The following is a 21,674-nucleotide window of genomic DNA, read 5'->3' on the forward strand; positions in this document are numbered from 1 at the left end:
AGCATCTAACTCAATAGAGGAGGCTGGGATATGCCGCTGACAAGACGGACCGGACGGTTGCTGAGTGAGCTGATGCTGCGCCGGTATAGGGACAGCCTGGAGATTGAAGAGTGGTCGCTGCGCAGAGCGGAGTATGTAGACGAAGGGGATTACCGTTATTACGGACCGGAAGGGGAGACGGCTTCCCCCGGGCGTCTTGCGAGCAAGGTGCGGGAGACCCTGTTCCTTACGGCAACCGCACAGGTGCCTGCTGCATGGCAGGCAGGAACGACCGGCCTTGTGTTCAAGGCCGGGGGCGAGGGGCTGCTGTCTGTGAACGGCACACCGTATCACGGCCTGGACAAGAACCGGAGCTTCGTGCCGCTCTCCGCTGAACTGGCGGCAAGCGGCAAGCTGAAGCTGGAGATCGAGCTGTATCATGTGCCGCCGATTCCCACAGATCTGCTCAACGGGCAGAAGGACAATGATGCCCCGCCGGTCAGGTTCGAGGAGGCCAGACTGGTGAGCGTGGATACGGCGGCGGAGAGCTTATATTTTACGGTAACCGTAGGTTACGGGACATTGCAGCGGCTGCCGGAACATTCCGCAGAACGGCTATATCTTGAACGCGCACTGGAAGCGCTGATCCAGGAAGCCGGGGACCCGGCAGCGCTAAGTGAAGAGCAGATGGGGCAAGCGGAGGCGAAGCTTAGAAGCGCACTCAAAGCTGCCGGAGGAAGCCGGAACCCGGGAGTAGCCGGTACGATGCACATGGTCGGCCAGTCCCATATCGATCTGGCCTGGCTATGGCCGCTGAAGGAGACGGTGCGCAAGACCGGCCGGACCTTCTCGACAGTCATCACGCTGATGGAGCATTATGAGCATTACCGGTATTCCCAGAGCCAGCCGCAGCTATATGCATACGCCAAAAAGCACTATCCCGACCTGTACGAGCGCATCAAACAGCGTATCGCAGAGGGACGCTGGGAGCTGGTAGGCGGGATGTGGGTCGAGCCGGATCTGAATATCCCCTCCGGAGAGTCATTGGTCCGGCAGCTTCTCTACGGGCGTGCCTTCTATGAGCAGGAATTCGGCCAGGTTCCGCGGGTGGAATGGCTGCCGGACACCTTCGGCTATTGTGCCTCCCTGCCCCAGCTGCTGAAGCAATCCGGTGTCGATTACTTCATGACTACGAAGATGAACTGGAATGACACGAATGCTTTTCCGTATGATTTGTTTCAGTGGGAGGGCATCGACGGCACGCGGATTCTGTCCTTCCTTAATCACGGCCTGAATGAGAATACACTTCCGGCGGATGTAGGAGAGCATTGGGACAGCTTCCGCCAGCAAAAAGCACACCCCGAACAAATGCTGCTCTACGGCTACGGGGATGGAGGCGGCGGGGTCACGCGCGAAATGCTGGAAGTGATTGAACGCTCCGCTTCCCTGCCGGGGCTGCCGGAGAGCCGGTTCAGCACGGCCCATGCGTTTTTTGACGGAATCCGTGATGCTGCCCCTGAGCTGCCTGTCTGGTCCGGGGATATGTATCTGGAGCTGCACAGAGGAACCTATACCACACACGCCAAAAATAAACGCTGGAACCGCAAGGCGGAGGCGCTCTACCGCGAAGCGGAAATCTGGAATGCTCTGTCCTATTTGTCCGGCGCGGCAGCGCTTGAGCGTTGTGTGGAGGTGCAACAGGGGCCGTTGCGCCAAGGCTGGGAGCTGCTGCTGCTGAACCAGTTCCACGACATCATTCCCGGCACCTCCATCCCGGAGGTGTATGTGAAGTCGGAGGCGCATTATGAGGATGTTTTTGGCTATGGGGAACAGGCCCGCAGTCAAGCCACCAGCACACTGGCAGCTGCTATAGACACGCGGGGAGAAGGCACGCCGCTGATTGTGTTCAACAGCCTGTCCTGGGCGCGGAAGGATACGGTTCTGGTTCAAGGCGGTGCGGAGCTGCTCGCTCAGCGGCCTTATGATGCGGAGGGTCAGGCCCTTCCCTGCGATGTGCTGGAGTCTGGCGGCAAGGTGAAGCTGTTCATTGCGCCGGGAGAAGTTCCAGCGATGGGGTACAAGGTAATCTGGCTGCGCCATAGGGTGACCGGAGGAGCAGGAGGGGCTGTGGCAGTAGCTGCTGCGGACCCGGCAAGTCTTGGCGGAGAATCAGCAGAGATACCTGCCCTACTTGACCGCTGGGAGACAGAGAATGTTCACATTACCTTCGATAGGTTGGGCCGGATCAGCTCCTGGCTGGACAAAAGCAACGGCCGGGAGCTTGTCGCTCCAGGCGCCGCCGCCAACGGCTTGCAGCTGTTCCATGACCGGCCGACGGTCTGGGATGCGTGGGATATGGACCCGCATTTTGCGGAGCAGCCCGCTGCGGAAGCCAGACTGCTGTCCAGTGAAGCGGTCCTGCAGGGGAACACCCGCGATATTCTCCGTTTCACCTGGGAGCTGAACCAGTCACGGGTGGAACAGCATATCATCTTCCACCGCCATTCCCGGCGTGTGGATTTCGAGACCCGGGTGGATTGGCGGGAGGAGCATAAGCTGCTGAAGGCTGCTTTTCCGGTGGATATCCGGGCCGCGAAGGCAGTGTATGAGATTCCTTTCGGCAGCATTGAGCGGGCGACCCATAACAATACAAGCTGGGAACAAGCCCAGTTCGAGGTATGCGGGCACCGCTGGGCGGATCTGTCGGAGGGCGGCTACGGGATCAGCCTGCTGAACGACTGTAAGTACGGCTACGATATCAAAGGAAATACGATGCGCCTGTCCCTGCTCCGTTCGCCCCGTTGGCCGGACCATACCGCCGATATCGGGGTGCACGAATTCACCTATTCCCTCTATCCGCACGAAGGTGACTGGAGAGCAGGGAACGTTGTGCAGCAAGGGTTCGAGCTGAACCAGCCGCTGCTTGCCTGTACGGCCGTTCAGCATGAGGGCAGCCTGCCGCCGTCCGGCCCGCTGCTGGATGTGCATAGCCGGCATACGATCGTGGATGCCGTCAAGATCGCGGAGGATGGCAGCGGTGCTGTACTCCGCCTGTACGAATCCGGCGGCGGCCGGGACCGGGTGGAGCTTAACCTGCCGCTGGACCCAGCCGGCTTGACGGAACTTAACCTGATGGAGAAGCCGGTTACGGAGTCCGGGCTGGCGGCCAGCGGAGGGACCGTCTTCCGCGTCCTGACACCGTACGAGGTGGTTACGCTGAAAGTGACCGCACCATAATGAAAGAGCAGTGTTCGCCTGTATGGGCGGCACTGCTTTTTTTGATGAGGAGAGCAGGCGCTCAGATTGCTGGCTAATGCATACAAGTTTCTATCTGGCCAAATGAGCCAATGAAGAGCAGAAGTGCACTTGAATTCCTCAAAAGTCGGCTAGGAGAGCGAATGAGGAGCATAAGTGCTCCTGATTTCGCTGGACGCTGCCCGCGACGACTGTACATGTGCACCCCATCCCCCACTAATTGCATAGATATCTCCACCCGGATCGTAGATGCATGGGATACGCGCGGTTCGCGGTACTTGCTACAATAAGGCTGTAAGGAGAAGTAACGATACAGACGAGGTATATCAATCATCACCGAGCCTACTTAAAGGGGAGTGTATGCAATTGACCCAAAAACGTTCATTCATGAGAGCGCTGACAACGGTATTTGCCCTGACGGGCATGATGGCAGGGGTGCTGGCCGGCTGCGGCGGCAATAACACGGGGGAAAGCAGCGGGACAACTGCTCCGGCTGGATCATCTGAAGCACCTGCGGCTACAGCCGCTGCGGTCCAGAAGGTGAATTTCTCCATCGTCTCGGCCAGACCCGGCGATGAAGCCTTTTACAAGGAACAAATGGACATCTTCATGAAATCAAATCCGGACGTCAAAGTCACCGTTATCGCCAATCCGACAGAGCAGTATAATAATGCGCTTCAGCTGTCTTTTGCCGCCAATGAGGGCCCGGACCTCTTCTTCATCGAAGGCGGCCAGCCGCAGGCCCGGACCGTCTACGACAACAAATGGGCGGAGCCGCTGGACAGCTACATGGACGATGCCTTCCAGGCCCGCTTCCCGGAGGGCGCCTTCAGCCGCACCAGCCAGACCCGGGTGAACGGGGAGATCATCGGCGTTCCGGTCCGCGACCCGCGCTTCGATAAGGTAAGACCGCTGTATTACAACAAGGCCATTCTGGAGAAATACGGCTACAGTGAGCCGCCGAAGACACACAGTGAATTCGTCGAAGCTGCAACGAAGATTACGAAGGAGGGCAAGGGGCAGGTCTACGGCTTCGCCATGATGGGCAAGGCTCCGGCGGTGTTCGGGCTGAGCGTATCCGGCCTGGGCTCGGGACTTGAAGGCGGCGTCATCGGATACGAGGGCAACACGATCATCAACCTCAAGACCGGCCTGTTCTCGTCGAAGTCGGCGACGCCGGTGGTTGAGATCCTGCGCAAGCTGAACGCTGAGAAGATTGTAGCCCCGGGCTGGGAAAACTGGGATACCGCGCAGATGCACCAGCAGTTCGCCGCCGGACGCGTAGCCATGTTCATCGGCGCAGCCTGGCAGGCGGAGGAGATCCGCAAGCTGAATGCAGGCATGGATATGGGGATTGCCGCAGCGCCGGTGCCGGATGCAGGCCGCAAGGGTTACCGCGACACGCCGACCATTGCCGAGCCGCGGTATGCCATGAGCTCGCAGTCGAAGGTCAAGGATGCTGCGTGGAAGGTACTGGACTTCCTGGGCTCGGAAGCTTTCGAGCGGGCGAATTATGAATATGCCAAAGAGCTGGTGCTGATGCCGGCAGCGATGGAAGGCATTGAGATGTCGGCGGATATGCAGCAGATTGTGAAGGTCATGGACGAGACGATCCGCATGGCTCCGGCGGTGAATACGAACAACCAGAACTATGACCAGTTCTCGAAGAACATCAGCGCCTCGATGCCGAAGCCGAAGATTCAGGAGGTTTTCCTGAAGGCGGTGATGAGCAATGAAGACCCGGTGCCGCTCGCAGAGGAATACGATACCAAGGCGAATAAGGTGATTGATGAGCAGATCAAAATCGCCAATGACGGCGGAATCACCTTCACCAGAGATGACCTGAAATACCCGGATTGGGACCCGATGCAGAACTACATCATTGAATAAGCGCTGAACAAGCATTGAGCCTGGCTCAGGCCCCGGAAACATACAGAAACCATACAGAAACAGACAGGAGTGAATGCATCATGGGCTACGGCACGCAGCAGACGATCCCTGCTCCCGCCGGCAAGGCTCCGCTCTCCCGGAGAGCGGAGCTGTTCAAACAAATCAAGAAGCACCGCTATCATTATCTGTTCGTGCTGCCGATGCTGGTGTTCTTTTCCGCTTTTACCCTATGGCCGATGATTGCAAGCTGGTATTATTCGTTCTTCAACTGGGACGGCATCGGCTGGCCGACCGATTTCATCGGACTGGGCAACTTCCGGGAGGTGGCTGCCGACCCGGGCTTCTGGAACGCGTTCATGAACACCTTCTTCTTCGCCCTGACCCATGTCCTGATCCAGATGCCGCTGGCGCTGGTGGTGGCGGTTATTCTCAACAACCAGTTCCTGGCGGGGAGAAATATCTATAGGCTGCTGCTGTTTGTGCCTGTGATTTCTACGACAGCGGTAATCGGAGTGATCTTCTCCATTCTGCTGAATCCGCTGGGCGGTGCGGTGAACGAGATGCTGCTGAATACCGGAATCATCAGTGAGCCGATTAACTTCCTGGGTTCTACCAAGCTGGCATTGCCCACCCTGCTGGCGGTTTCCGTCTGGAAAAGCTTCGGGACCCCCATGATCTACTGGCTCGCAGGATTACAGACGATCCCGGGTGAGCTGTACGAGGCGGCGAGAATTGACGGGGCGGGGAGAGTGCAGAGCTTTTTCCGGATCACGATTCCGATGCTGGCCCCGATTGGCCTGGTCATTACCCTGCTGACGTTCATCAATAACCTGGACCCGTTCGATCTGGTTCGTACGATGACTGAGGGCGGCCCGGTCAAAGCGACCGATGTTGTGCAGACTTATATTTTCCGGTATGCGTTTGAGCCGGAGAGCGGTTCGTCCCGGTATGGCTTCGCCTCGGCCGCAGGCATTCTGTTCAGTCTGGCTGTGCTCGTAGTCGTCATCATCCAGGCGCTGACCGGCAAATATGCCCGCAGATCCGGCGCGAAAGGAGCGGAATAACCATGTACAGGCTTAACCGGCTGCTCAGACAACTGCCTGTCCAGCTTCTGCTGCTGGGCTTCACTTTAATCTGGAGTTATCCGTTCATCTGGATCATCTCGTCATCCTTCAAGTCGCAGAGCGAAATGTTCCTGGGCGGCATTAACGTCATCCCCAAAGAGCCGACCTTCGATAACTTTGTGCGGGCGTGGGAGCTGGCGAACTTTTATCAGTACTTTTTCAACTCGGTGATTGTTACCGCATCGGTAGTTCTGCTTGTCCTGGTAATTACCTCGATGGCCGGGTATGCGCTGGGGAGAGGCAACATGCCTGGCAAAAAACTGATTATGACCCTGCTGATTATCTCCATGTTCCTGCCCAAGGGCTTCACGATTCTCCCGCTGTTCGAGCTGATTGTCGGCCTCGGGTTCAATAATACGCTGATGGGGGTCATTCTGGCCGAGTCCGGTCCGTCCAAAATCGTCTCGATTCTGCTGTTCGTCGGCTACTTCGCCTCCCTGCCCAAAGAGATGGAGGAATCCGCTACGATTGACGGCGCCGGGTACTTCCGGATGTTCTTCAGCATCATGCTGCCGCTGTCCAAGCCGATTCTCGGCACAGTGACGATCTTCAGCTTCATCGGCGCGTGGAATGCATTCTTCGTCCCGCTGACCTTCACCTTAAGCAAGCCGTCGCTGCGTACGCTGGGGGTCGGCATGTATAACTTCTTCGGGACGAACAGCGTAGACTGGACGGGACTTGCCGCGGGAGCGGTGATGTCGGTGGTGCCGATTATCATCGTGTTCCTGTTCCTGCAGCGGTATTTCATCGAAGGTCTGGCCGGCTCCATCAAAGGCTAAGCAACAGGAGGTGTGTGCATGATTCAGTCAAAAGCCGTCTCAGCAGATGTACTTGTCGTTGGAGGAGGGACGGCTGGTTGTGTAGCGGCCCTTGCGGCCGCCGATGAAGGTGCCAGTGTAATCCTGGTGGAGAATGATACCGCTCTGGGCGGTGTCGCCACCCGGGGCGGCATCCACCGTTATTACTACGGGTCTCCCGGGGGGCTTCAGGAAGAGATTGACCGCCGGACTGCCGAAGCGGCTGCCGTGTTCGGAGGGAGGACCAAGGGCTTCCATCCCGATGCGAAGCGGGTGGCGCTCGCCGCCCTCTGCCGGGAGAAGGGAATCCGGGTCTGGCTGGATTCGGTGGTCTATGAGGTAATCATGGAAGGTGAGGGAGTCGCAGGTGTGCGGCTACTGAGTCCGGCCGGACCGCTGGAAGTCCGCGCCGGGGTCATCATCGACAGCACCGGCAACGCCCATCTGGTGCGGATGGCCGGGGGCAGGCTCCGCTACGGCCGGGAGTTGGACGGCATCTATCATAACTACTCGTTCATTCCGCGCCGGACCCTGGAGGGTGAGATCGGGTACGACAATCTGGATGCCGGGTGGGTGGACCCGTATGATCCCTGGGATGTCTCCCGGGCATTCACCCGCGGAAGAGAGTGGGTCAGGGAAGGCTACGCTCAGGGGGCGCGTTACTTCGCTGTGTCCTCCATGCTTGGCGTGAGAGAAGGCGGACTTATTGAAGGGGATGCCGTCATCACGCTGCAGGATTACATCGAAGACCGGCCTTCGCCGGAGGTGATCGCCCGCAGCTATTCCCATCTGGATAATCACGGCTTCGATACCGGCAATGAGAGTGAGTTCAGCCAGCTGTGGATTGCGGTGATGGGCCTGTTCGTCCGGGGGCTGTGGTGCGATATTCCCTACGGGGCGCTACTGCCAAAAGGGCTGGAACGGCTGCTGGTGGCAGGCCGCGCGCTGTCGGTGGACAGGGATGCCGGCATGGGCGTGCGGATGCAGAAGGACATGCATAAGGTTGGCGAAGCAGCCGGCGTAGCGGCTGCACTGAGCGTACAAGGCGGCTGCGCGCCCCGTCAGGTGGACCGTTCGCTGCTGCAGCAGCGACTGGCTGAGCGCGGCGTGCTGGAGCAGGAGGACCTGCGGCGGACCGAAGGGCGGAACCTACGCTTCCGGCTGGGCAGTCTGGCCGGTCTGAAGCTGGATGGGGATAACGCTGCCACATACAGTGAGCAGCTTGCCGGGTACTTCGGCACGGAAGAGGGCTGGAAGGCGGTCTGGCTGCTGGGCCATTCCGCAGGCGCAGGCAGTGACCCGAAGGTGGTCCGGTTACTGGCAGGAATACTGGAGGAGCAGTCTGCCGTGGCTGGTTTCAATGCTGCCATAACACTGGCGCTGCTCGGCAGGGAGGAGGCCATTCCTTATCTGCTTGGCCTTATTGGCGCAAGGGATGGCAGGAAGCTCAGCAACCATCCGAAATGCGTGCCCTTCTGGGTGGCATCCTTCGTTCTGCTGCGGATGCTGAAGAGCCCCGCCGGGCTGGAAGAGGCGGCCCGTGCACTTGCGGAGCAGCCGGGTGCAGTGCACAGCACGTTCCTGCTGGATTACTTGTCTGCTGTCCTGCCGCTGCTGGACAAGGAGCAGCAGGCAGCAGCGGCTGCGGCCGTGAAGAACTGGCTGGCCTCCGGCGTTCCCGGGGAGGATTACCGGATGCACGGCGACCGGCCTGAATCGCTCCGCTGGAGCCTGGAGCTGCGGGCCGCCGCCATTCTGGCGCAAGCCGGGGCGGATGACAGCCTAAGCGGGAAGCTGGCTGCCGCAGCCTCCGCCGATGCGCGGGGGTACGTCCGCAACACAGCCGCCCGTCTGCTTCCCGGCGGTACAGCGGATGCAGCGTCTCAGGCAGCGGCAGTTCCACCGCTTGGTACATTCGATGTTGCGGTTACCGGAGCGGGAACAGCTGAGGTGATCTGTGCTGCCGCCCTGGGCCTGACAGGCAAGCGCGTAGTGCTGCTTGCGCCGGGCAGTGCTCTGATGACGGAGGTTACCCGGTCCCGGCTCACTGCTTTCCATGGAGCGGATAAGCAGGAGGCTGCGGCCGTCCGCAAGCTGCTGGAGCTGCTTCGCAAGGAGGGGGCGTGGAACGGCGAGCAGTTGGAGCCGGTACTGACCCAACTGGCGGCAGACCGGCTGCTGGAAGAAGCCGGAGTGCGCGTTCTGTACGAAGCCCGGAGTCTGGGATCATGGCAGGAAGGTGCGCAGATTGTAGTGGAGATCGCCACCAAGAACGGGCGCGGCTTCATCCGGGCGGGGTCACTTCTTCCGTCCGGTGACGGGAAGGGCAATTCCCGCAGAGAGTCTCCATTAACACTAACGGCCGTCCTGACGGGGACAGAGCCGCTTAGGCAGGAGGGGAACGGACGCTGGCAGCCGTGGCGGATGGGGGACTTACGGCTGCTGCTGCGTCTCCGCCAAGGCTTCTACCCGGATGAGATTTACCTGGATATCCGCTGGCCGGAGGAAGCCGCCGGTACAGCCGGTTCCGGTGAGCTGCTGATGGTTCCTGCGGTAGAGGAGCTGCGCAGACAGGGCCGGATTCCCGATGCCGCTGCGCTGGCCTATATTGCTGATGACATATGGCCGGAAGACTTACCCTGGGAGTCGTCCGGCAATGATGAAGCTGCGCAAGCTGCCGGAATGAGTAAGGAGGATACCTTCATTGCCCGCCGGATCACAGCCGGTTTGGCCGCTGCCGCCCGGGTGCCGGATCATAGTTAGCCCTTGTTCTGAATGATGTCACTACAGGTTACCTATTCCAAAAATCGAAGGAGCGATGATTCATGAGTATTCTATCTGCACTGCCGCTTGTCCGTGTTGCTGAAATTAAGGTCCAGGGTGCGCCGGAGACGGCGGTCACCTTCACCTCCCTGGCGGCGCTCGTGCCAGCAGGCACGCGCCATCTGGTGATTGAAGTGAACGCCGCCCAGACCTACACCGAGCGCAGATTCTGCGAGGTCATTCTGAACGGCGATACGGCCAGCCATTATAACCGCCGGGAATTCACAGCAAGCGGCACAGCGATTACGACAGTCAGCACTACGAATACCAACATTGCGCAGGGCGTGGACATCCCTCCAGCCTCTGCCGGATACGGAGGAGGGTATCTGCTGTTCCCGTATGCCTTCCGCACAGATAACCTGAAGCTGTGGCAGAGTATGGGGTCCTCGCTGGAGACCCGGCTGCAGCGCCACTCCGGGGCCTGGGAGAGCACGGCGGCTGTGGATTCCATCGCCCTGCGGCCGTGGCAGAATGTTCCCGGCGGCGTCAACCAATGGGCCATCGGGTCCATTGTTACACTGTATGCCGTGGATGAGGCCCGGCTGGCAGCAGACCGCTTGCCTGACGAGAAGTCGAAGAAATTCACCTTCGGCTCACTGCCCGCAGATGCTAACCATCTGGTCTTGATGATGCAGATGAGATCCAGCCAGAATCTGGCTACCCGCCAGGGCGACCGGGTCTATCAGCAGCTTAATAATGATACGTCATCCGCCAATTATCCCATCCAGCGCCTTGGGGGGGAAGGCATCGCGGATAATAAAATTATTGATGAATATTTTACGGAGAAGCGGGTGGGCTGGTCAACGGCGGCCGCTGCCCCGGCGGATTCCTTTGGCAATCTGGTGGTGATGTATCCGGAGTACCGGAGCACCGCCTTCCATAAGCCATGGATCAGCCAGCATGCTGCTTTTGAAGAGGTCTTCTATCCGGTCAGCCAGGAGAACGGCCGTAGAAGGAACACGGAGGCCTTGAACCATCTGCATTATTTCCCCGGTATGGGCGGCGAGTCTTTCCTGCTGGGCTCCATCATCAGCGCCTATAAGGCTGAAGCTCCGGCGGCCCGGCATGTGGTCTCAGCAGCGGGCGAAGCCTCCGTTACGCTCCAGGTCCCGGCTGGTGCTGTAGGCCTGCGTGCGGTGGCCGTGGCAAGAACCAATGCCTCCGGGACGGAGGACCGGCTGCTGATCGAGCTGAACGGGGATGCCTCTGCGGCCAATTATGCGATCCGGCGGGCATCTGCCATGGACAAGACGCATGAGACCGTGCTCCAGAGCGATAATGAGATTGGGGTGATCCCCGGCGGGGAAGCGGAAGCGGGCCAGTTCGGCTGCGGAGCGCTGTCCATTATCCGCCATGCCGACACTGACCGCCATAAGCATATGCTGTCGCTGATCGGCGCTGCGGGCGGACGCCTGGCCTTGTACGGCGGACGCTGGAAGAACAACGCCGCTGTGACCTCCGTGACCTTCAAGCCGAAGAACGGAACGCTGTTCGCCGCCGGCTCGGTGTTCGAACTGGTCGTGGCGGATGATACCCTGTAAGGCTGACCGCTTATAAAAAAGAATAGAAGAGGCTGTCCCAAGCCATGATCCATGGCTTTCGGGACGGCCTCTTTGTCATTGCTTAGGAAATCTTGCAAATAATGCAGCAATATTGCCCAATAGAAGCGGTCTATACTGAAATCCTGCACGAAATGCAACATAGTCGGCGCTAACTTGCTCTTTGCACCGGAATTTGTGCAAATCATGCAACATTGTACCGCCGCCAGTAACAGTTATAGAAAAATCCTGCAATATGTGCAGCAATGTTCTCCATACAGGCGACCGGTGGGAGAGAAAACTCTCAGTATTAGCCAGAGGGCGCACCGCCTGCGTCCGCCTGCTCCCGGCCGTTCCGCTACACCCGGCCGCTCCGCCCGCCCTCCTCCTCGCGGTATTGGCTGGGTGTCTTGCCGACAAGCCGCCTGAAGATTCTGGCGAAATATTTGTAATCCGGGATGCCGATCTGTTCGGCAATCTCACCGACCTGCATCTCGGTCTCCCGCAGGTATTGCTTGGACCGTTCGATCCGGTAACGGGTCACATAGTCGGAGAAGTTGATGCCGGTCTGAGCCTTGAACAGGTGGCTGAAGTAATTCGGGCTGATGGCCGTGTAGTCGCTGATGTCTGCCACGCTGAGCGGCTCGCGGTAATGGCGGGCGACATAATCCAGCGCCTTCTGGATTTCGGCCCGCTGTACCGGCTGGTCGAAGGCGAGCCGGCTTGCGCTCTGCTTCCACAGGAACAGGCTAAGCAGGAACTCCTCCGCATCATGGATCGTCTCCACGCCGCCAATTCCGGCGAGGAACCGGCTGCGGGAATGGGAGTCGGCAGCGGTCCAGCGCCCGGCCAGCTCCTCCATCCAGTGCAGCAGCCGCTCCGGTTCCGGCTTCGCCGACACCAGGGGCCGGATATAATCGTCATGCACCAGCCGCTGCAGCCCGGCAGGGTCGCTCAGTCCGGCCAGCCGTTCAGCCGGATCGGGAAGCTCCGGCATACTATGCCGGGAGGAGGCGGCAGCCACCAAGGCAGTACCCGGTTCCTTACCCTGAACCGTTCCGTGCACAGCGCTATATGCGTGATAGCTGCCATGGCCTTCATAGAACAAGGCGGCCTTCAGCTCCTCTAAGTCCCCGAATGCACTTCCGAAAGCGGACGGCCACCCCTCCGGCGAAGCCTCCATCCGGTGCGCCCTGCTAACCCGGACCGACACTGTAAAGGGCAGGTATTTACGCGCATGGTGGAGTATGCTCTCACAGAGCGGCGACACTTGTGCAGCATCGCCCGGGTCCTGGAGCAGTATCCAGAGACCGATGCTCTGCTCATCCCAGTCAAATACATTGCAGGGGAGGCTGGTCTCCGCCAACTCCTCGATCATCCGCATCATCACGTATTTGAACAGCGCCAGATCTTTGGAATGGAAGGTCTGGGACAGGCTGCTGTAGCGGTCGATGCTGACCAGCCCCAGCGTGAATACCGGGCCCGGCCGGTGCCAGTTCACGAAATCGCAGGCGGCCCCGAGCCTGGCCGGGGAATGGGCCATTCCGCTGCGGATATCCAGGATCAGCTGCTTGCGCAGCAGCGGCTGGCTGTCCTGAAGCTGCTTGCGCTCCTCAATGGACAGCAGCATCCGCTCCCGGTCGGCCTCGATCTCGCTGCGGGCCTGATCCAGAATCTCCAGCAGCTCCTGATAGCCCGAGGTTACCTTCAGCAGATAGCCCAGTGCGCCCAGCGCCACCGCCTTGCGGGCGAACTCAAACTCCTGGAAGCTGGACAGAATAATGACTTTGATCCTCGGCAGGAGCTGCTTCAGCTGTCCGGTCAGCTCCAGCCCGTTCATCCCCGGCATCACCACGTCGGTGATCACAATATCCGGGCTGAGCTGTCTGCACAGCTCCAGCGCTTCTTCGCCGTCCTCTGCTTCCCCGATGATTTCGAATCCATGCTCCTCCAGCGGAAAAGCATACCGGAACCGCTCCCGGATCAGCGCCTCATCATCCACTACAATACATCGTATCTTGTCCAGTACAACCGGATTATTGCTCATCTGCCGGTTCTCCTCTCACTACGGGGAAGGTGATGCTGATGATCGTCCCCGCGCCTTCTGTGCTTGTAATCTTCAGGCCGTAAGCCTCGCCGAAATGTAGCTGCAGCCGTTCGTGGACATTCCGCAGGCCCATCGAAGAATAATGCGGAATCCCCTCCGCTCCGCCGGGCGGCGGGGCGGAGGGGTCCAGCAGCCCGCTAAGGCGATCCGGTGCGATCCCGGTGCCGTTGTCCTCTACTTCGAGCTGCACCAGCCTGGACTGCAGCAGCCTGCCGCGTACAGTAATCAGTCCTTCCCCGCGCCGCTTCCCCCTTATCCCGTGGAAGATGGCATTCTCCAGAATCGGCTGCAGGGTCAGCTTCAGAATGCGGCAGTCCAGCACGTCTTCGTCAACGTCTATGCTGACCTCGAATTTGTACTGGTACCTGATCTGCTGCAGGTAGATATAATGACTGAGCCCCTCCAGCTCTTTCTCCAGCGTGGTCAGCGCCTCGCCTTTGCCCATGGAATAATCCAGCAGATTCACCAGTGCATGCAGCACCTTGGCGATCTCATCTGTCCGCTTCAGATCGACCAGGGCGTTGATCGAGTTCAGCGTATTGTACAGGAAATGCGGGTTGATCTGCGCCTGCAAGGCCCGGAACTCATACTGCTTCTTCAGCTTCTCCGTCCGCAGTTTGTCGTCAATCAGCTCCCCGATACGGTCCAGCATGATATTGAAGGAATCCGCCAGCGTGCGGAATTCATCCTTGCGCTTCAATTGGACCCGCAGCCCGAGGTTCCCCTTCTGGATGCGGCGCATCTGGAGGATCAGGCCGGAGATGGGGCCGTCAATGTAACGGGCCAGGAAGAAGGAGATCATCAGCGACAGCAGGATGAAAAAGAGGGCCAGATAGATCGCATAATAGCGGAGCTGGGTGACCGGTGCGAGAATATCCTGCTTATCGACAAAGCTGACCAGCCGCCAGCCCTGCGAATTGGGACCGCCAAACAGAGCAACAAACTCTTCGTGATCGGTATACAGGGGGAGGAGGCCGTCTTCATTATGCCTAAGAAAGCTCTGGATCTGGGGAAAAAGCCCGCTGTATTCATCCTGTCTGACCTTCACCGAGCTGAGGATCGGCTGTAACCCGGAATTGAACAGCAGTGTAGAGGTTGCCGGGGAGGGATTCATCCCGGTGATCAGCCCGTTAATGGCCAGAAGGTCGAGGTCAGCCGCCAGGATGCCCTGGATCTCTGTTCCTCTGTAAACGGTTACGGCAATGGTCAGCACCAGGCCTTTATTAGCGGATTGGTAGGGGCCGAAGGATTGCAGGGAGGTCCAGGAGGACCGGGCTCCGGCATACAGCCGGTTCTTCAGCTCATCGGGCAGCGTTGTAGTCTGCGCCGTCTCATAAATCGAATAATCCGGGGCGATGAAATACATGCCTCTGGAAAAAGGGTACACCGAATACTGATACATCCGCAGGACGCGGGTAACCGCTTCACGGGACTGGTCTGTCTCGGCCAGTTGTCCGGCCAGCTGCCCCAGCGGAGCCTTGATGTCCGCCAGAATCCGTTCGAGCTGCTCGAACTGCCGGTCGGCATACGACTTCATCTGGCTCATCTGCTTCTCGGTCAGCAGATCGGTGATATACCGGTAGGCAATCAGACTGATCGACAGCGCAACGGTCAGCATACAGGCAAGGATGATCACGAACATTTTGAAACGGATCTTGTGCAGGGAGAGAAGAAGCTTCTTCATCTAAGTTGCCTCCTGTAGGTGCCTCCTGATGGAATCTCGCGTAGTACGTTCAGTTTAACGATTCTTTTTCGCTGCTGTCAATGCAGAAAAGGGCTCCCGGAGGAACCCTGTTTACATCTGTTTAATCAGCTCTTCCAACTCGATGACCAGACTTTTGGCAAGCTCAAAATTGTTATCCTTCAGCGCCAGTTCTACCCGGGTTTCGGCTGCTTTCTTCTTCTGCTCCAGCTCCAGATAGTCTTTATCGAAATGCTGGGCATAGATCATCTTCTTGAATTTCTTGATCGTCATCTTGCGGACCGTCTTATCGTCAATAATCAGCACATAGTCCATCCCGTTGACCACGGAGTAGAAGTCATGCGAGATCATAAGAATCCCGCCCTTGTACTCCTGGATGGCTTTGTCCAGCGCGATTTGCGTGTAGGTGTCCAGATGGCTGGTCGGCTCGTCGAGCAGCAGGACATTGGCCTTCAGGGCAGACACCTTGGCCAGCTGTAACAAATTCTTTTCGCCGCCGGACAGGGCTGCTATTCTCTGGTTCACGATCTCGCCTTCAAAGCCGTAGCCTGCCAGATGGGAGCGGATCTCATCATACGTAGCCATCCCGGCCTCGATGAATTCTTCGAGCAGGGTGTTGGAATCGGTCAGCACTTCGCCTTGAAGCTGGGACAGATAAGCTACCGCAGCCTCCGGGCTGAGGGTTATAGAGTCGTGCCGGCCCCGCGCGATATCGCGCAGCAGGGTTGTTTTGCCGGTACCGTTCGGACCGATCAGGGCGACTTTATCGCCAGCATTCATCTCGAAGCTAACCTTGTCCAGCAGCAGCTCATCGAAGGCCGCCCGGTAATCCTGGACTGTCACTACAGGAGCATCAGTGTCCTGCGGCTCATGCACCATCCCCAAATGAATCTGCGGCTGCTTAATGTCCACGAACGGCGCTTTGATTCTGCGGGCCTCCAGTCTTTCCTGGAACTTCACTCTCGCTTTCAATGCTCTCCCTCTGGAGGCTTCTGAATTATACGTGGCGATGGCCCGGAGGTTATCGATGATCACATCGTTGCGCTCAATCTCTTCCTGTTCGGCGAGGGCCAGCTCCTGCAGCTCTATTTTGGTCTGAAGCAGGGAGAGGTTGTACTCCAGATAACGGCCGTCAAACTCCTGAAGCTCCTTATTCTCTAGGTGAATGATTTTGTTAAAACAATGGTTAAGCAAATAACGGTTGTGCGTAACCACCAGCAGAATTCCCTTATGGGAGTTAATCAGCTGCCGGAGCGCATTCAGGTTCTCGAAGTCCAGGAAGACATCCGGCTCATCCATAATCAGGAAGTCGGGCCGGTTCAGCATTTCCTTCATGACCTGAACAAGCTTGAATTCCCCGCCGCTCAGCTCGGATACCTTGAGATCCCTGCGCTTCATGAGGTCTGCCAGATTCAGCTTTTTATGAATAAGGCTCTCGTAATCATCTCCGCCCAAGGCGTCGAAAGCGTCCAGAGCCAGTTGATACTTCTCCAGCAGCGGCTCAATATCCGCCGAGGTCTCCATCTCAGTGCAGATGAGCTGTATTTCATCCTGTAGCTTAATGAAAGGTCCGGCTATATATTCAAACACGGTGGTGTCTAGAGACTGGTCAGGCTTGGCGAACTGGCTCACATACCCGATGCTGCAATCAGGCTCCATCTCTATTGTACCGTCGAACAAATATCTGTTCCGGTCGATGAGGATATCGATCAGGGTGCTTTTTCCGCTGCCGCTGGTTCCGATAAAAGCGCAATGCTGCGCCTCTTCGAGCGTAAACGAAATGTCAGTGTAGAGCTCTTTTTGCGGGAAGGAGAAGGACAGGTGTTGAACTTTAATCATAGGACTACCTTTCTTTGTAGCTGGAATGGAGTTTACCGTTGATAGCCTAACACTATTTCCTGATAACATCAATGATTCCGCGTTAAAGTTGTTCCTCCGGGTTCACCGCTTCCATCGGTTTCCTTCCCGGTGCTTGCCGGTAGATCCCCGGTGTGGTGCCGATAATCCGCTTGAACACCTGATTGAACGTTGACGGATCGCGGTAGCCTACCTGCTCTGCAATGAGGTGAACGGGCGACTTGGGCTGCTGGACCAGCAGCAGACAGCTCTTCTGAATCCGGACGTTCTGCAGGTACCGGTAGAAGGTCTGCCCGGTATGCGCCTTGAACAGCCGCTGAAGATGCCGTTCACTCCAGTCGAAGCTGCGTGACAGATGCGTCAGGGTAATCTCCTGCACATAATTCAGGTGGACGTAATTCAGAATCTGCAAAAATTGCGTCTGCTTGCCCAGCGGAAACTGAATCTCATCATGCTCCAGCCTGTAGATACTGATCAGAAGCTGAATGAACAGGGTCAGCAAATAGCTGTCCGAGCCGCTCTGCGGCAGGTGAAGCTCCCGGTGAAGCGCCAGAAACAGGTTCTCTATGGAACCATTCAGATCCGTCAGGGAGAAGGAAGGCAGCCGTTGTTCTCTGATCTGCTCCAGGTAGGAGGCAATCGGCGGGTCTTGAATCACGCAGGCAAGACGGTCCAGCAGCTCCGGCTTAAACAAACAATTGTACACGACGAGCGGCTCGCGCAGAGAGCTGGGTGAAGACGGACGGAAGACATGGGACACGCCGACAGGAATGAAGTGCAGCTGGCCCTTGCCGGTCGGGTGAGCCTTCTGGCCGATATAATGAAAGCCTTTGCCCTCGGCCACGAAGGTCAGCTCCATGAAGTCATGGGAGTGAAGCGGAAGATCATAGGTCTCGGTAGCGCGGTTCACATATAACAGGAGATTGCCCCGGAAGAAATACTCCCCTTTTAGCGTATGGTTGGCCGAATCCATCAGTTCCCTCCTCGAGATGGCATAAAGTCCTTTTTACCCCGGTGAAATGTCCACATTGCAGGTCATGCAAACCATGCGGAATCCTATAATTGTAATAGAAAGCGCATCATATATACAGGTATACAGGATTAATCCTATAAAAGGTGAGGTGTATTCAATGATAGCTATCCAAAAACCGCGAGTGGAATACCAGGAGAATCCGCTGGGACTGGATATCCGCTTACCGAGATTCAGCTGGCAGCTGCATACGGATGAGCGCGATGTGAGACAGCAGGCGTATCAATTACAGGTGTCAGGTGCGGCGGATTTCGGGAGCATATGGTGGGATTCGGGCAGAGTGGAGTCTGGTGAATCTCTCCATATCGAGCTGAAGGGGCTGGAGCTGCAGTCCAGGCAGATTTATTATTACCGGGTGAAAATATGGGATCAGCACAACCGCCCTACGGAGTGGTCGCAGGCGGCCTGGTGGGAGATGGGGCTGCTCTCGCCGGAGGAGTGGACCGCAGAATGGATTACGGCTCCGCTGGCCTGCCTTGCGGAAGATGCAGAGCAAAGTCCGCTGCTGCGCGGAAGCTTCCAGGTGGACCGGCCGCTCGCCCGGGCCCGGATCTATGTGACCAGTCTCGGGCTGTACGAGCTGGAGCTGAACGGGGTGCGGGTCGGAGATACTTATCTTAATCCTGGGTGGACCAGCTACAGCCACCGCCTGCAGTATCAGACGTATGATGTAACGGAACAACTGGTGGTTGGGGACAATGTGGCCGGAGCTTGGCTCGGGAACGGCTGGTACAAAGGGAATCTCGGCTGGGAGCACAGGAAGCATATCTATGGCAACCGCACAGCGCTGCTGTTGCAGCTTCATCTCACCTATGAGGACGGCACGGAGCAGATCATAGGGAGCGGTCCGCAGTGGAAGGTGTTGCCCGGCCCGCTGCTGATGTCGGAGCTGTATCACGGGGAGACCTATGACGCCCGCCTGGCGCAGCACGGCTTCAGCACGCCGGGTTACGATGACACGCTGTGGCTGGCTGCTGAGATTCTTCCGTATGCCAAGAATATTATGCTTGCACAGCAGAATGATCCGGTCCGGGCGGTCCAGGAATTGGCACCTGTTGCTCTCATCCGCACTCCGGCGGGGGAGACGGTGCTCGATATGGGCCAGAATATGGTCGGCTGGCTGCGGTTCACCGTAGACGGCGCGGCGGGTCAGGAATATCAGCTGCGGCATTTCGAGGTGCTGGATCAGCAGGGCAATGTATATACCGAGAACCTGCGGACAGCCAGGCAGACCGTTACTTATATCGCCGGAGGCGGGGGCCGGGAGAGCTTCCAGCCGCGTTTTACCTTCCAGGGCTTCCGGTATGTCCAGCTGATCGGCTTCCCGGACCCGCTGGATCTGCAGGACTTCACAGGCGTGGTGCTGCATTCCGATATGGAGCCGACCGGCACCTTCACTTGCTCCGATGCACTGCTGAATCAGCTCCAGCACAACATCCTCTGGGGGCAAAAGGGCAATTTCGTCGATGTGCCGACCGACTGCCCGCAGCGGGATGAACGGCTGGGGTGGACCGGCGACGCACAGATGTTCATCCGCACGGCGGCGTATCTGATGAATGTGGCACCTTTTTTCAGCAAATGGCTGGGGGATCTGGCTGCGGATCAGCGGGAGGATGGCGGTGTTCCCTACGTGATTCCGCATGTGCTTGGGGAGGAGGCGCATTCCTCTGCAGCCTGGGGCGATGCGGCGGTCATCTGTCCGTGGACGGTCTACCAGTGTTACGGGGATATGCGGATTCTTGAGCAGCAGTACAGCAGCATGAAGGGCTGGGTGGAGTATATCCGCCGCCAGGGTACGGATGAGTTCCTGTGGAATACCGGCGACCACTTCGGAGATTGGCTAGGTCTGGATGCCAAGGCTGACAGTCATGTGGGTGCAACGGACCGGAATTATATCGCAACTGCCTTCTATGCCTATTCGGTCCAGCTGATGGAGAAGACGGCGAAGGTGCTCGGCAGGACAGAAGATGTAGAGAATTACTCACAGCTTCATCACCAGGTCAAAGATGCGTTCAACCAAGCGTATATCCTGCCAGCGGGGGAGAAAGGTCCGGCTACCCAAACAGCCTGTGTGCTGGCGTTAATGTTCGGACTAGTGGAGGGGAGTGCGAAGGACCGCACGGTAGCGAGACTTATACAGCTGCTGGAAGCGAGCGGGTACCACCTTACGACCGGCTTCGTCGGCACGCCTTATCTGAATCTGGTGCTGGCGGATGCGGGACATTGCGAGGCTGCCTACAAGCTGCTGCTCCAGACGGACTATCCATCCTGGCTGTATCCGATTACCCGCGGCGCAACTACGATCTGGGAGCACTGGGACGGAATTAAGGAGGACGGAAGCTTCTGGAGTGCGTCGATGAATTCCTTCAACCACTATGCTTATGGAGCGGTAGGGGATTTCCTGTACCGCCATGTGGCCGGGATCGAGCAGACAGAGGAGGGGCCGGGCTATAAGCAGTTCCTGATCCAGCCGCATCCGGGAGGCGGACTGACCTCGGCTGCCGCCAGTCTGGAATCCATGTACGGGATGATCCGCTCCGAATGGACGATAGATTCCGGGACAATCGCGCTGATCGCCGTGATTCCGCCGAATACCTCAGCTACGGTGCTGTTGCCGGACGCCTTGCTGGCCGAAGTGTCGGAGACAGGAATGGCAGCCGGGCAGCCGCTTGAGCAGGTCCCCGGCATTCATTCCGCTGAGCAGCTGGCACAGGTGGTGAAGGTTACACTCGGCTCCGGGGAATACAGATTCCAGTACCCTTTGCGGAAGTAAGCAGAGTGTAGACGGGGCATATCTGCCACTGATAATGCTGCGATGCAGAGCCTCATGGATTATGGGGCTCTGTGTTCTTGTTGTGCTGGAAAATGCGAATACAATGTGCCGGTGCGCACGTAGGTTGGCTGCTTAAAGGACAACTAAGCTGTGTTCACTTGTGTTTCTTCCCCCCCAATCTCTCCGCCCATTCCCCTCTCCTGCCCCTTGCATTCCCTCCGCATAAGGGTTATCATAGACAAATGAAGTCTGTAATTGCGGACATAGTCCATAGGTAAGGTGGAATAAGACATGAAATACTCCAAAGCAACGAACTACGCCCTGCACACGATGCTGTTCCTGGTGGCGCACACTCCTGATAAGCCAATGGGCGTGCAGCAGCTTGCCGAGCGGCAGAATGTATCGCCTACGTATTTATCCAAGATTCTGACCAAGCTGGTCAAGGCCGGGCTTATCGAATCTGCATCCGGGGCGAATGGCGGGTATCGTCTGCGGCGCAAAGGGGAAGAAATCTCGTTTCTGGATATCATCCATGCCATTGAAGGGACTGCATCGCTGTTTGACTGCACCCTGGACCATCCCAGCGAGTGTCTGATCCAGCAGGAGATGGTCAAGGCCGAAGGGCAGATGGAGGACTATCTGCGTAACAAAATGATGTCCGAGCTTGCTGAGAAAATGAGGCAGTGCCACTAAGTATGAAACGGAGCCGTCCTTTTAAAGGAGGGTACATCCGTTTCAACTTAGGAGTTTTTATAGATATTCAAAGTCTGTTAAGTCCGTAAAGCCAATAGTCCTACAT

12 protein-coding genes are annotated in these 21,674 nt (G+C 57.8%); 8 read left to right on the forward strand and 4 right to left on the reverse strand.

The window, feature by feature from the left end; translation table 11 throughout:
• Positions 1-30 precede the first annotated feature (30 nt).
• From MKY96_RS06695 to MKY96_RS06720, 6 genes are all read left to right on the forward strand, one after another.
• Positions 31-3,216, forward strand: a complete 3,186-nt coding sequence (locus tag MKY96_RS06695) for an alpha-mannosidase (protein WP_340939362.1) — start codon at positions 31-33, stop codon at positions 3,214-3,216.
• 384 nt (positions 3,217-3,600) lie between these two features.
• Positions 3,601-5,124: an ABC transporter substrate-binding protein gene (locus tag MKY96_RS06700; protein ID WP_340939364.1), complete on the forward strand. Its 1,524-nt coding sequence runs from the start codon at positions 3,601-3,603 to the stop codon at positions 5,122-5,124.
• Positions 5,125-5,204: 80 nt separating this feature from the next.
• The gene (locus tag MKY96_RS06705; protein ID WP_340939366.1) at positions 5,205-6,188 is read left to right on the forward strand and encodes a carbohydrate ABC transporter permease; all 984 of its coding nucleotides are present in this window, start codon (positions 5,205-5,207) and stop codon (positions 6,186-6,188) included.
• A 2-nt stretch (positions 6,189-6,190) separates the two neighbouring features.
• The gene (locus tag MKY96_RS06710; RefSeq protein ID WP_340939368.1) at positions 6,191-7,027 is read left to right on the forward strand and encodes a carbohydrate ABC transporter permease; all 837 of its coding nucleotides are present in this window, start codon (positions 6,191-6,193) and stop codon (positions 7,025-7,027) included.
• Between the two features lie 18 nt (positions 7,028-7,045).
• A complete protein-coding gene (locus tag MKY96_RS06715; RefSeq protein ID WP_340939369.1) occupies positions 7,046-9,808 on the forward strand; it encodes an FAD-dependent oxidoreductase in 2,763 nt (920 codons plus the stop codon).
• 62 nt (positions 9,809-9,870) lie between these two features.
• Positions 9,871-11,409 carry a hypothetical protein gene (locus MKY96_RS06720; RefSeq protein WP_340939370.1) on the forward strand — a complete coding sequence of 513 codons (1,539 nt, stop codon included), beginning with the start codon at positions 9,871-9,873 and terminating at the stop codon, positions 11,407-11,409.
• A 355-nt stretch (positions 11,410-11,764) separates the two neighbouring features.
• On the opposite strand, the gene MKY96_RS06725 is transcribed toward MKY96_RS06720, so the two are convergent.
• The 4 genes from MKY96_RS06725 to MKY96_RS06740 all read right to left on the reverse strand — a co-directional run bounded on the left by MKY96_RS06725 (position 11,765) and on the right by MKY96_RS06740 (position 18,045).
• Positions 11,765-13,453: a response regulator gene (locus tag MKY96_RS06725; protein WP_340939371.1), complete on the reverse strand. Its 1,689-nt coding sequence runs from the start codon at positions 13,451-13,453 to the stop codon at positions 11,765-11,767.
• Complete coding sequence (locus MKY96_RS06730) at positions 13,443-15,197, reverse strand: sensor histidine kinase (RefSeq protein ID WP_340939372.1); 1,755 nt, start codon at positions 15,195-15,197, stop codon at positions 13,443-13,445. The genes MKY96_RS06725 and MKY96_RS06730 overlap by 11 nt, the downstream gene beginning before the upstream one ends.
• Before the next feature lie 111 nt (positions 15,198-15,308).
• Positions 15,309-17,054 carry an ABC-F family ATP-binding cassette domain-containing protein gene (locus MKY96_RS06735; RefSeq protein WP_340939373.1) on the reverse strand — a complete coding sequence of 582 codons (1,746 nt, stop codon included), beginning with the start codon at positions 17,052-17,054 and terminating at the stop codon, positions 15,309-15,311.
• An 82-nt stretch (positions 17,055-17,136) separates the two neighbouring features.
• Complete coding sequence (locus MKY96_RS06740; protein WP_340939374.1) at positions 17,137-18,045, reverse strand: helix-turn-helix transcriptional regulator; 909 nt, start codon at positions 18,043-18,045, stop codon at positions 17,137-17,139.
• 157 nt (positions 18,046-18,202) lie between these two features.
• On the opposite strand from MKY96_RS06740, the gene MKY96_RS06745 reads away from it, so the two are divergent.
• The gene (locus MKY96_RS06745; protein WP_340939375.1) at positions 18,203-20,875 is read left to right on the forward strand and encodes a glycoside hydrolase family 78 protein; all 2,673 of its coding nucleotides are present in this window, start codon (positions 18,203-18,205) and stop codon (positions 20,873-20,875) included.
• 291 nt (positions 20,876-21,166) lie between these two features.
• Positions 21,167-21,568 carry an RrF2 family transcriptional regulator gene (locus MKY96_RS06750; protein ID WP_340939376.1) on the forward strand — a complete coding sequence of 134 codons (402 nt, stop codon included), beginning with the start codon at positions 21,167-21,169 and terminating at the stop codon, positions 21,566-21,568.
• The last annotated feature ends 106 nt before the right edge of the window (positions 21,569-21,674 follow it).

This window comes from Paenibacillus sp. FSL R7-0302 (genome assembly GCF_038006885.1).
Lineage (GTDB): Bacteria > Bacillota > Bacilli > Paenibacillales > Paenibacillaceae > Paenibacillus_AQ.